Origin of the sequence: Citrobacter sp. T1.2D-1 (assembly GCF_950098555.1) — a bacterium.
GTDB classification, from domain to species: domain Bacteria; phylum Pseudomonadota; class Gammaproteobacteria; order Enterobacterales; family Enterobacteriaceae; genus Citrobacter_A; species Citrobacter_A telavivensis.
This window is the reverse complement of the sequence record NZ_CATNHH010000023.1, coordinates 312,595-325,132: the sequence shown is the minus strand read 5'-3', so window position 1 is coordinate 325,132 and position 12,538 is coordinate 312,595. Positions and strand designations below refer to the sequence as shown.

The following is a 12,538-nucleotide window of genomic DNA, read 5'->3' as shown; positions in this document are numbered from 1 at the left end:
ATGCTGGAGGATATCCGCGCGAACAGCTGGAGTCTGCGTCCGTGCTGCATGGTGCTGGCCTACCGGGTGGCCCATTTCTGCTCCGTCTGGCGCAAAAAAAACGGGCTGAACAATCTGTGGGCAGCGCCGGTGCTGGTGCTGTATCGGCTGATGACCGAATGCCTGTTCGGTTATGAAATTCAGGCGGCGGCCACCATCGGACGGCGCTTCACCATTCATCACGGTTACGCCGTGGTGATCAACAAAAACGTGGTGGCCGGTGATGATTTCACGGTTCGTCATGGCGTCACTATCGGCAATCGTGGAGCAGACAGCCTGGCCTGTCCGGTGATTGGCAACGGCGTGGAGCTGGGGGCCAACGTTATCCTGCTGGGTGACATTCGCATTGGTAATAACGTGACCATTGGTGCAGGCAGCGTGGTGCTAGACAGCATCCCGGACAATACGCTGGTGGTGGGTGAGAAGGCCCGGGTTAAGGTAATTAAATGAACATTCTGCAATTTAATGTGCGACTGGCGGAAGGCGGTGCGGCTGGAGTGGCATTAGATCTGCATCAGCGTGCGCTGCAAAAAGGGTTGGCTTCGCAATTTATCTACGGCTACGGCAAGGGTGGGAAGAAGAGCGTCAGCCATAGTCACTATTCCCATGTCATCAAACAGACGCCACGTTTAACGTCGGTAGCCAATATCGCCCTGTTTCGTCTGTTCAATCGCGATCTGTTTGGCAATCTGAACAATCTCTACCGTACCGTGACCCGCACACCGGGTCCGCTGGTGCTGCACTTTCACGTTCTGCACAGCTACTGGCTGAATCTGGCTGACGTGGTGGCGTTCTGCGAAAAGGTGAAAAACCACAAGCCGGACGTGACGCTGGTCTGGACGCTGCACGATCACTGGAGTGTGACCGGGCGTTGCGCCTTTACCGACGGCTGCGAGGGGTGGAAATCTGGCTGTCAGAAATGCCCGACGCTGAATAATTACCCGCCGGTGAAGGTTGACCGTGCGCATGCGCTGGTCGACGGAAAACGTCAATTGTTCCGCCAGATGCTGGCGCTGGGCTGTCAGTTTATCTCTCCGAGCCAACACGTTGCCGACGCGTTTAACGGTCTGTACGGCGCGGGGCGTTGTCGCATTATTAATAACGGTATCGATGTGGCGACCGAAGCGATTCTGGCGGAGTTGTCCCCGGTCAATGAGACCCGGGGAAAACCGAAAATTGCGATTGTTGCTCATGACCTGCGCTACGACGGTAAAACCAATCAGCGTCTGGTGCGCGACATGATGGCACTGGGCGATAAGGTTGAGCTGCATACCTTTGGCAAATTCTCGCCGTTTGACGGGGCAAACGTGGTGAATCATGGCTTCGAAACCGACAAGCGCAAGCTGATGAGCGCGCTCAATCAGATGGACGCGCTGGTGTTCAGCTCCCGCGTGGACAATTACCCGCTGATTTTATGCGAGGCGTTGTCGATAGGCGTGCCGGTGGTCGCTACCCACAGCGACGCGGCGCAAGAAGTGCTGCATAAGTCGGGCGGAAAAACGTTTGCGGCTGAAGAGGTGCTACAACTGGTGCAGATGGATAAGGCCGGGATCGCGCAGACCGTTTTTGGCACCTCGCTCAGCGCGTTTCGCGAGCGCAGTCGTGCGGCATACAGTGGTCAACAGATGCTGGAGGAATATGTCTCGTTCTATCAGAATCTGTAGCTATCTGCTGCTGCCGCTGATCTACCTGCTGGTCAACGTCAAAATTGCCCAACTGGGCGAAAGCTTCCCCATCACCATTGTCACTTTTTTACCCGTTTTATTGCTGCTGTTCGTTGAGCGCATCAGCATTAAAAAGCTGATGATTGCGTTAGGGATTGGGGCAGGGCTTACGGCGTTTAACTATCTGTTCGGTCTGTCGCTGGACGCCAGCAAGTACGTCACGTCGACGATGCTGTTTGTCTATATCGTGATCATTATCGGCATGGTCTGGAGCATACGTTTCAAAACCATTTCCCCGCATAACTACCGCAAGATCCTGCGTTTTTTCTATCTGGTGGTGGCGCTGGTGGTGATATTGGCCGCGGCGGAAATGGCGCAAATTATCCTGACCGGCGGCAGCAGCCTGATGGAAGGCATTTCGAAGTATCTAATTTACAGTAATAGCTATGTACTGAATTTTATTAAATTTGGCGGCAAGCGAACGACCGCGCTCTATTTCGAACCGGCATTTTTTGCTCTGGCGTTAATCTCAATTTGGCTCAGTATCAAACAGTTTGGTATCAAAACGCCTAAAACCGATGCTATGATTCTGGCAGGGATAATATTATCAGGATCGTTTTCAGGGGTAATGACATTTATCCTGTTTTACCTGCTGGAATGGGCGTTTCAGTATCTGAATAAGGATGCGATAAAGAAAAAATTACCGCTGGCGATAATCTCATTAACCGTATTTTTGGTAGGGGTGATATTTGCATTCCCTTATATCTCTACGCGTCTGGGAGATTTAGGCACGGAAGGGTCGTCCTCTTATTATCGCATTGTGGGCCCGTTAGTCATGGTCGGTTATTCTTTAACCCATATTGATGGCGTAGTCAGATTTGGCTCACTTTATGAATATGTCGCATCATTCGGAATCTTTAACGGTGCAGATGTCGGGAAAACAATAGACAATGGTTTGTATCTGCTGATTATTTATTTTTCCTGGTTCGCGGTGTTAATGACGCTGTGGTACATGTGGAAAATCTTTAAAATGACGTTAAACGCATTTGGCGATAATCAGAATTTTCGGGTGCAACTTTATCTTTTTACGCCGGTGTCGCTGTTTTTTACCGGTTCAATATTTAGCCCGGAATATGCATTTTTAATTGTTTGTCCGTTTATTTTGCGCAAAGCGCTGAATATTACAAAAGTATGATGAGGTTAATCCTATGCTGCTCAGTGTTATCACCGTCGCGTTTCGCAATCTGGACGGCATCGCCAAAACCCATGCGTCTCTGGCGCATCTGGCGAAGGCGAGTGACATCAGCTTTGAGTGGATCGTGGTGGATGGCGGTTCAAATGATGGTACAGAGGAATTTCTGCAAAACCTCTGTGGTCACTATCACTTACGCTTTGTCAGCGAACCGGATAACGGCATCTATGATGCGATGAACAAGGGCATTGAAATGGCGCGTGGAAAGTTCGCGCTGTTCCTCAACTCCGGCGATATTTTCCATCCGGATGTTACCCACGTTGTCCGTCAGCTCAAGACACAAAAAGATGACGTGATGATTACCGGCGACGCGCTGCTTGATTTTGGCGATGGTCATAAAACGAAACGTAGCGCGAAACCCGGTTGGTATATTTATCACAGCCTGCCGGCAAGTCATCAGGCCATCTTTTTCCCGCTGGCAGGACTGAAAGTCTGGCGCTATGACCTGCAATATAAAGTGTCATCGGATTATGCGTTGGCCGCCAGATTGTATAAAGAAGGCTATGACTTTAAAAAACTGGACGGGCTGGTGTCTGAATTTTCAATGGGCGGCGTGTCAACGACGAATAATCTGGAATTATGCGAAGACGCGAAAAAAGTGCAGCGTCAGATATTACGCGTGCCGGGTTTTTGGGCTGAATTATCGAAACTATTACGTTTACGTACAACGGGTAAAACGAAAGCCTTATATAACAAAGTTTAAAATATAAGGATGCAATATGCAGGATCTGAGTGGTTTCACCGTACCCAAAGGATTTCGGGGCGGTAATGCAATCAAAGTCCAGTTGTGGTGGGCGGTACAGGCGACATTATTTGCCTGGTCGCCACAAGTGTTGTATCGCTGGCGCGCTTTTTTGCTCCGACTGTTTGGCGCAAAAATAGGAAAAAACGTAGTCATTCGACCGTCAGTGAAAATTACCTATCCGTGGAAATTAACCATTGGTGATTATGCCTGGGTGGGGGATGACGTTAATTTATATACGCTTGGCGATATTACAATTGGCGCCCATGCGGTGGTTTCGCAGAAAAGTTATTTGTGTACCGGCAGTCACGATCACGCAAGTGCGCATTTTGATATTAATGCCACCCCGATTGTGATTGGCGAGAAATGCTGGCTGGCAACGGATGTGTTCGTGGCACCAGGCGTCACGATAGGCGATGGCACCGTCGTCGGTGCGCGCAGCAGTGTTTTTAAATCGCTACCGGCAAATACGATTTGCCGTGGCAATCCCGCAGTGGCAACGCGTGAACGCGTTACAACGTTACACCCTAATGGGATCAATTAAGAGGTAATAAAATGTCAAAAGTCGCTCTCATCACCGGTGTAACCGGGCAGGACGGTTCTTACCTGGCAGAACTTCTGCTGGAAAAAGGTTATGAAGTTCACGGTATTAAGCGTCGGGCTTCTTCATTTAACACCGAGCGCGTCGATCACATCTATCAGGATCCGCATGCGGGCAACCCGAAATTCCATCTGCACTACGGTGACCTGACGGATTCCTCTAACCTGACGCGCATCCTGCAAGAAGTGCAGCCGGATGAGGTCTACAACCTGGGGGCCATGAGCCACGTGGCGGTCTCCTTCGAATCACCGGAATACACGGCCGATGTCGATGCGATGGGCACGCTGCGCCTGCTGGAAGCCATCCGCTTCCTCGGCCTTGAGAAGAAAACCCGTTTCTATCAGGCATCGACCTCCGAACTGTACGGCCTGGTGCAGGAAATCCCGCAGAAAGAGACCACGCCGTTCTATCCGCGCTCGCCGTACGCGGTTGCCAAACTTTACGCCTACTGGATAACCGTCAACTACCGTGAATCCTATGGTATCTACGCCTGTAACGGCATTCTGTTTAACCACGAATCGCCGCGTCGTGGCGAAACCTTCGTCACCCGTAAAATCACTCGCGCGATTGCCAACATCGCTCAGGGTCTGGAGTCCTGCCTGTACCTCGGCAACATGGATTCCCTGCGTGACTGGGGCCATGCGAAAGACTACGTCAAAATGCAATGGATGATGCTGCAACAGGAACAGCCGGAAGATTTCGTCATCGCCACCGGCGTGCAGTACTCCGTACGTCAGTTCGTCGAAATGGCGGCGGCTCAACTGGGGATCAAACTGCGCTTTGAAGGTGAAGGCGTGGAAGAGAAAGGGATTGTGGTTTCGGTCACCGGTCATGACGCGCCGGGCGTGAAACCGGGTGACATCATGGTCGCCGTCGATCCGCGCTATTTCCGTCCGGCGGAAGTGGAAACCCTGCTGGGCGACCCAACCAAAGCGCACGAGAAGCTGGGCTGGAAACCGGAAATTACGTTGCAGGAGATGGTTTCCGAAATGGTCGCCAACGATCTGGAAGCGGCGAAGAAACACTCCCTGCTGAAATCTCACGGCTACGAGGTTGCCATCGCGCTGGAGTCCTGAGAATGAGCAAACAACGTATCTTTATTGCCGGTCATCGCGGAATGGTGGGTTCCGCGATTGCCCGCCAGCTTGAACAACGCGGCGATGTGGAGCTAGTTCTGCGCACGCGTGATGAGCTGAACCTGCTGGACAGCCGCGCGGTGCAGGACTTCTTTGCCACTGAGCGGATCGATCAGGTTTATCTGGCGGCGGCGAAGGTAGGCGGCATTGTTGCTAATAACACGTATCCGGCCGATTTCATCTTTGAGAACATGATGATGGAAAGCAACATTATTCACGCCGCGCATCTGCACAACGTGAATAAGCTGCTGTTCCTCGGTTCATCCTGTATCTATCCCAAACTGGCGAAACAGCCGATGGCGGAAAGTGAACTGTTACAGGGCACGCTGGAACCGACCAATGAGCCCTATGCCATTGCCAAGATTGCCGGTATCAAGCTGTGCGAATCTTATAACCGCCAGTACGGGCGCGACTATCGTTCCGTGATGCCGACCAACCTGTACGGCCCGCATGACAATTTCCATCCGAGCAACTCGCATGTGATCCCGGCGCTGCTGCGTCGTTTCCATGAAGCGACCGTGCAGAGTGCGCCGGACGTGGTGGTGTGGGGAAGCGGGACGCCGATGCGTGAGTTCCTGCACGTCGATGATATGGCTGCTGCCAGCATCCACGTGATGGAGCTGGACAGCGAAGTCTGGCAGGAGAACACCCAGCCGATGCTGTCGCACATTAACGTCGGCACGGGTGTGGACTGCACCATTCGCGAACTGGCGCAGACCATCGCGCAGGTAGTGGGCTATAAAGGCCGCGTGGTGTTTGACGCCACGAAGCCGGACGGTACGCCGCGAAAACTGCTGGATGTGACGCGTCTGCATCAACTGGGCTGGTATCACGAGATCTCACTGGAAGCCGGCCTTGCCAGCACGTATCAGTGGTTTCTTGAGAATCAGCATCGGTTCCGGGGGTAAACATGTTTTTACGTCAGGAAGATTTTGCCACCGTCGTGCGTTCCACGCCGCTTATCTCCATCGATTTGATCGTGGAAAACGCGCAGGGGGAATTTCTGCTGGGTAAACGGCTGAACCGACCGGCGCAGGGCTACTGGTTTGTGCCCGGTGGGCGGGTGCAAAAAGATGAGCCACTGAGTGCGGCCTTCGAACGCCTGACCGAAGCCGAACTGGGGCAACGTTTACCGCTGTCCGCCGGGGAATTTTATGGCGTCTGGCAGCATTTCTATGACGATAACTTTTCCGGCGAAGACTTCTCGACGCATTACATCGTGCTCGGTTTCCGTCTGCGGCTGCAGGAGCGCGATTTGCCTCTGCCTGACGCGCAGCACAACGCTTACCGCTGGCTGACGCCTGCGGCGCTGCTGGCGAGCGACAATGTCCATGACAACAGCCGGGCGTATTTTTTGCCGGAATGTCAGGCTAAGGCGCTGGGATTATGAGAATCCTCGTTTATGGCATCAACTACTCACCAGAACTGACCGGCATCGGCAAATACACCGGTGAAATGGTGGAGTGGATGGCGCGTGAAGGCCATGAAGTACGGGTTATTACCGCGCCGCCGTACTACCCACAATGGAAAGTGGGTGCGCGTTACTCTGCCTGGCGCTATCGCCGGGAAGAGGGCGACGCCACCGTCTGGCGCTGCCCGTTGTATGTGCCAAAGCAGCCGTCAACACTGAAACGATTACTGCATCTGGGCAGCTTTGCCCTCAGCAGCTTTTTCCCGCTGATGGCGCAGCGTCGCTGGAAGCCGGATCGCATTATTGGCGTGGTGCCCACACTGTTTTGTACGCCGGGGATGCGTCTGCTGGCAAAACTCTCCGGTGCCCGCACCTTGCTGCACATTCAGGATTACGAAGTCGATGCGATGCTGGGCCTTGGTATGGCGGGTAACGGTAAAGCCGGCAAAGTGGCGCAACTGGCGACCGCTTTCGAACGTAGCGGCCTGCATAACGTCGACAATGTTTCCACCATCTCCCGCTCAATGATGAATAAAGCCCAGGAGAAAGGGGTGGCGGCAGAGAAGGTGATTTTTTTCCCCAACTGGTCAGAAGTCGCCCGTTTTCAAAACGTTAATGATGACGACGTCATTGCCTTCCGCCAACGGCTTGGTCTGCCGGATGACAAAAAAATCATTCTTTACTCCGGCAATATCGGCGAGAAGCAGGGGCTGGAAAACGTGATTATGGCGGCGGAACAACTGCGTGAGCAGCCGCTCATTTTTGCCATCGTCGGTCAGGGGGGCGGTAAAGCGCGCCTGGAAAAAATGGCTCGCGATCGCGGTCTGCACAACGTGCTTTTTTTCCCGTTGCAGCCGTACGAGGCGCTGCCTGCGCTATTGAAGATGGGCGATTGCCATCTGGTCGTGCAAAAACGCGGGGCGGCGGATGCCGTTCTGCCCTCCAAACTGACCAATATTCTGGCGGTGGGCGGCAATGCGGTGATTACCGCAGAACCGGAGACGGAACTCGGCCAGCTTTGCGACAACTTTACAGGCATTGCGGTGTGCGTTGAGCCGGAATCGGTCGATGCGCTGGTGACTGGGATTGCTCAGGCGCTCGCCATGCCAAAAAACAACACGGTGGCACGTGAATATGCCGAACGCACGCTCGATAAAGAGAACGTGTTACGTCAATTTATTACTGATATTCGGGATTAAATTATGGGTCAGACAACACTCTATCCGGTCGTGATGGCCGGTGGCTCCGGTAGCCGCTTATGGCCGCTTTCCCGCGTACTTTATCCCAAGCAGTTCCTGTGCCTGAAAGGCGATCTCACCATGCTGCAAACGACCATTTGTCGTCTGAACGGCGTGGAGTGCGAAAGCCCGGTCGTGATCTGCAACGAGCAGCACCGTTTTATCGTCGCTGAGCAGTTGCGCCAGCTCAACAAACTGACTGAGAACATTATTCTCGAACCGGCAGGCCGCAATACCGCGCCGGCCATTGCCTTAGCGGCGCTGGCGGCAAAACGCCACAGTCCGGACAGCGACCCGCTGATGCTGGTGCTGGCGGCAGATCACGTGATTGCCAATGAAGACGCTTTCCGTGATGCGGTGCGAAACGCAATGCCGTACGCCGAAGCCGGAAAGCTGGTCACATTTGGTATCGTTCCGGATCTGCCGGAAACCGGCTACGGCTATATCCGTCGCGGCAATGTTACGCCCGGTGAGGAAGATGCCGTGGCGTTTGACGTTGCGCAGTTTGTGGAAAAACCGAATCTGGAAACGGCTCAGGCTTATGTTGCCAGCGGCGACTACTACTGGAACAGTGGGATGTTCCTGTTCCGCGCCGGACGCTATCTGGAAGAGCTGAAAAAATACCGTCCCGATATTCTGGACGCCTGCGAAAACGCGATGAGCGCAGCCGATCCGGATCTCGATTTCATCCGCGTGGATGAAGCTGCATTCCTCGCCTGCCCGGAAGAATCCGTCGATTACGCGGTGATGGAACGTACGGCGGATGCGGTGGTGATGCCCATGGACGCGGGCTGGAGCGATGTTGGCTCGTGGTCTTCGCTGTGGGAAATCAGTGCCCATACCGCCGAGGGGAACGTCCACCACGGCGACGTTATCAGCCATAAAACCCAGAACAGTTACGTCTATGCCGAATCGGGTCTGGTGACCACCGTCGGTGTTAAAGATCTGGTGGTGGTGCAGACCAAAGATGCGGTACTGATCGCCGACCGTAATGCGGTACAGGACGTGAAAAAAGTGGTTGAACAAATCAAAGCCGATGGCCGCCACGAGCACCATATTCACCGCGAAGTGTACCGTCCGTGGGGGAAATATGACTCCATCGACGCCGGTGACCGCTATCAGGTCAAACGCATTACCGTGAAACCGGGGGAGGGGCTGTCGGTGCAGATGCACCATCACCGCGCTGAACACTGGGTGGTAGTGGCCGGTACTGCCAAAGTCACCATTGACGGTGATATCAAACTGCTCGGTGAAAACGAGTCTGTCTACATTCCGCTGGGAGCCACCCACTGTCTGGAAAACCCAGGGAAAATTCCGCTCGATCTGATTGAAGTGCGCTCGGGTTCTTACCTCGAAGAGGATGACGTGGTGCGGTTTATGGATCGCTACGGCCGGGTGTAACGCCTTTATTGCGCCCGGTGGCGCTGTGCTTACCGGGCCTACGATTCTGTAGCGTGTAGGCCTGATAAGACGCGAAGCGTCGCCATCAGGCAATGACCGCTGGATGGCGCGTTGCTTATCCGGCCTACGACGCGCGCCGGGCCACTACCCGGCAAAAACAACAAAACACTTTTTTGGCCAACTACGGGTCAGGGCTAACTGTTGCCTGAATAAGGGTAAAAACATGACGAATTTAACCTGTTTCAAAGCCTACGATATTCGCGGCAGGCTCGGCGAAGAACTGAATGAAGAGATTGCGTGGCGGATTGGTCGCGCGTACGGCGAGTTTCTCAAGCCGAAAACCATTGTGCTGGGCGGCGACGTGCGCCTGACCAGCGAGGCGCTGAAGCTGGCGCTGGCGAAAGGGTTGCAGGACGCGGGCGTTGACGTGCTGGACATCGGTCTGGCGGGGACCGAAGAGATCTATTTCGCCACCTTCCACCTCGGCGTGGATGGCGGGATTGAAGTGACCGCCAGCCATAACCCGATGGACTACAACGGGATGAAACTGGTGCGCGAAGGCGCACGCCCCATCAGCGGCGATACCGGTCTGCGCGACGTGCAGCGCCTGGCGGAAGCCAACGACTTTCCGCCGGTGAACGATGCGACGCGCGGAAGCTATAAGCAAATCACGCTGCGTGACGCCTATATCGACCACCTGTTCGGCTACATCAACGTCAAAAACCTCACGCCACTGAAGCTGGTCATTAACTCCGGTAACGGCGCGGCAGGCCCGGTGGTGGATGCCATCGAAGCGCGCTTTAAGGCGCAGGGCGTGCCGGTGGAATTGATCAAAGTGCACAACATTCCTGACGGCAATTTCCCGAACGGTATTCCTAACCCCTTGTTGCCGGAGTGTCGCGCCGACACCCGTAATGCGGTGGTTGAACATGGTGCCGATATGGGCATCGCGTTTGACGGCGATTTCGACCGCTGCTTCCTGTTCGACGAGAAAGGGCAGTTTATCGAGGGCTACTACATTGTCGGCCTGCTGGCGGAAGCGTTCCTCGAAAAACAGCCGGGCGCCAGAATTATCCACGACCCGCGTCTGTCCTGGAACACGGTGGATGTGGTAACGGCGGCGGGTGGCACGCCGGTGATGTCGAAAACCGGCCATGCCTTCATCAAGGAACGGATGCGCCGCGAAGACGCCATCTACGGTGGAGAAATGAGCGCCCACCACTATTTCCGTGATTTTGCCTACTGCGACAGCGGGATGATCCCGTGGCTGCTGGTGGCGGAACTGGTGTGTCTGAAGGGGCAGTCGCTGGGTGAACTGGTACGAGACCGGATGGAGGCGTTCCCGGCGAGTGGTGAAATCAACAGCACGCTGGACGAACCGGCGGCCGCGATTTCGCGGGTGGAACAGCACTTCGCCGGTGAGGCGCTGGCGGTGGACAGAACGGACGGCATCAGCATGTCGTTCGTCGACTGGCGCTTCAACCTGCGCTCCTCCAACACCGAACCGGTGGTGCGCCTGAACGTGGAGTCTCGCGGGGATATCCCGCTGATGGAAGCGCGAACGCGCACTCTGCTTACGTTACTGAATCAGTAAGGTCAGATCTCCCCTTACTCGTTAACGGGTAAGGGGGGCTAATAACAGGAACAACGATGACAAATCTAAAAAAGCGCGAACGGGCCAAAACCAATGCATCGTTAATCTCTATGGTGCAACGCTTTTCAGATATCACCATCATGTTTGGCGGGCTGTGGGTCGTCTGCAAAGTCAGTGGATTGCCTTTCCTGTATATGCACCTGTTGGTGGCGCTGATCACGTTGGTTGTTTTTCAGATGCTGGGCGGCATAACCGATTTCTATCGCTCATGGCGCGGCGTCAAAATTTTCACAGAACTGACACTTCTGCTGCAAAACTGGACGCTTAGCCTCGTCTTTACTGCCGGTCTGGTCGCGTTTAACGCCGATTTCGATAACCGTCTCGCCATCTGGCTGGCGTGGTATCTGCTGACCAGCGTCGGGCTGGTCTTTTGTCGGTCGTTTATCCGCTACGGTGCGGGCTGGCTGCGTCATCGTGGCTATAACACGCGCCGGGTGGCGGTCGCGGGCGATCTGCCTGCCGGACAGTCGCTGCTCGACAGTTTTCGCAATGAACCGTGGCTGGGCTTTGAAGTGGTCGGCGTCTATCACGACCCGAAACCGGGTGGCGTAACGTCCGACTGGGCAGGGAACCTGGAACAGCTGGTTGAAGATGCCAAAGCGTCGCGGATTCATAACGTCTATATCGCCATGTCGATGTGCGACGGCGCGCGGGTGAAAAAACTGGTGCGCGAGCTGGCGGATACCACCTGTTCGGTGATCCTCATTCCGGACGTGTTTACCTTTAACATTCTGCATTCCCGTATCGAAGAGGTGAGCGGCGTGCCGGTGGTGCCACTGTATGACACGCCGCTGTCGGGTATTAACCGTCTGCTTAAGCGTGCGGAAGATATTGTGCTGGCATCGCTGATTCTGTTGCTGATCTCCCCGGTGCTGTGCTGCATTGCGCTGGCAGTGAAGCTGAGTTCGCCGGGGCCGATTATCTTTCGTCAGACCCGCTATGGCATGGACGGTAAACCAATCAAGGTGTGGAAGTTTCGCTCGATGAAGGTGATGGAAAACGACAAGGTCGTTACGCAGGCGACGCAGAACGATCCGCGCGTCACCCGCGTGGGGAACTTCCTGCGTCGTACCTCGCTGGATGAACTGCCGCAGTTTATCAATGTGCTGACCGGCGGGATGTCCATCGTCGGGCCGCGCCCGCATGCGGTGGCGCATAACGAACAGTATCGTCAGCTGATTGAAGGCTACATGCTGCGCCATAAGGTCAAGCCGGGGATCACCGGCTGGGCGCAAATCAACGGCTGGCGCGGTGAGACCGACACGCTGGAGAAAATGGAAAAACGCGTGGAGTACGATCTGGAGTACATCCGCGAGTGGAGCGTGTGGTTCGACATCAAGATCGTTTTTCTGACGGTGTTCAAGGGCTTTGTCAACAAAGCGGCGTACTGAGGAACGGTT

General features: G+C 54.7%; 12 protein-coding genes. All 12 read left to right on the top strand.

What is annotated here, in order from left to right; all coding sequences use genetic code 11:
- The 12 genes from wcaB to wcaJ all read left to right on the top strand — a co-directional run bounded on the left by wcaB (position 1) and on the right by wcaJ (position 12,529).
- Positions 1-489: a colanic acid biosynthesis acetyltransferase WcaB gene (gene wcaB, locus QQZ17_RS17765; RefSeq protein WP_152403689.1), complete on the top strand. Its 489-nt coding sequence runs from the start codon at positions 1-3 to the stop codon at positions 487-489.
- Complete coding sequence (gene wcaC / locus QQZ17_RS17760; RefSeq protein WP_152403692.1) at positions 486-1,703, top strand: colanic acid biosynthesis glycosyltransferase WcaC; 1,218 nt, start codon at positions 486-488, stop codon at positions 1,701-1,703. Before wcaB ends, wcaC begins: the two co-directional genes overlap by 4 nt.
- Positions 1,678-2,898: a colanic acid polymerase WcaD gene (wcaD, locus tag QQZ17_RS17755; RefSeq protein ID WP_152403695.1), complete on the top strand. Its 1,221-nt coding sequence runs from the start codon at positions 1,678-1,680 to the stop codon at positions 2,896-2,898. The genes wcaC and wcaD overlap by 26 nt, the downstream gene beginning before the upstream one ends.
- 13 nt (positions 2,899-2,911) lie before the next feature.
- Positions 2,912-3,658: a colanic acid biosynthesis glycosyltransferase WcaE gene (wcaE, locus tag QQZ17_RS17750; RefSeq protein ID WP_152403697.1), complete on the top strand. Its 747-nt coding sequence runs from the start codon at positions 2,912-2,914 to the stop codon at positions 3,656-3,658.
- Positions 3,659-3,674: 16 nt separating this feature from the next.
- A complete protein-coding gene (gene wcaF, locus QQZ17_RS17745) occupies positions 3,675-4,241 on the top strand; it encodes a colanic acid biosynthesis acetyltransferase WcaF (protein WP_152403699.1) in 567 nt (188 codons plus the stop codon).
- 11 nt (positions 4,242-4,252) lie between these two features.
- Positions 4,253-5,374: a GDP-mannose 4,6-dehydratase gene (gene gmd, locus QQZ17_RS17740; protein ID WP_152403701.1), complete on the top strand. Its 1,122-nt coding sequence runs from the start codon at positions 4,253-4,255 to the stop codon at positions 5,372-5,374.
- Positions 5,375-5,376: 2 nt separating this feature from the next.
- Positions 5,377-6,342 (top strand): GDP-L-fucose synthase, encoded by a 966-nt coding sequence (gene fcl, locus QQZ17_RS17735; RefSeq protein ID WP_152403703.1) that lies wholly within the window; start codon positions 5,377-5,379, stop codon positions 6,340-6,342.
- Between the two features lie 2 nt (positions 6,343-6,344).
- Entirely contained in the window at positions 6,345-6,824 is a 480-nt protein-coding gene (locus QQZ17_RS17730; RefSeq protein ID WP_152403705.1) for a GDP-mannose mannosyl hydrolase, read from the top strand.
- A complete protein-coding gene (gene wcaI, locus QQZ17_RS17725) occupies positions 6,821-8,044 on the top strand; it encodes a colanic acid biosynthesis fucosyltransferase WcaI (protein WP_152403707.1) in 1,224 nt (407 codons plus the stop codon). The genes QQZ17_RS17730 and wcaI overlap by 4 nt, the downstream gene beginning before the upstream one ends.
- A gap of 3 nt (positions 8,045-8,047) precedes the next feature.
- Positions 8,048-9,484: a mannose-1-phosphate guanyltransferase gene (gene cpsB / locus QQZ17_RS17720; protein ID WP_152403709.1), complete on the top strand. Its 1,437-nt coding sequence runs from the start codon at positions 8,048-8,050 to the stop codon at positions 9,482-9,484.
- 223 nt (positions 9,485-9,707) lie between these two features.
- On the top strand, positions 9,708-11,078 hold the full coding sequence (gene cpsG / locus QQZ17_RS17715) for a colanic acid biosynthesis phosphomannomutase CpsG (protein WP_152403711.1): 1,371 nt from the start codon (positions 9,708-9,710) through the stop codon (positions 11,076-11,078).
- Positions 11,079-11,134: 56 nt separating this feature from the next.
- Positions 11,135-12,529: an undecaprenyl-phosphate glucose phosphotransferase gene (wcaJ, locus tag QQZ17_RS17710; protein ID WP_152403713.1), complete on the top strand. Its 1,395-nt coding sequence runs from the start codon at positions 11,135-11,137 to the stop codon at positions 12,527-12,529.
- Positions 12,530-12,538 lie beyond the last annotated feature (9 nt).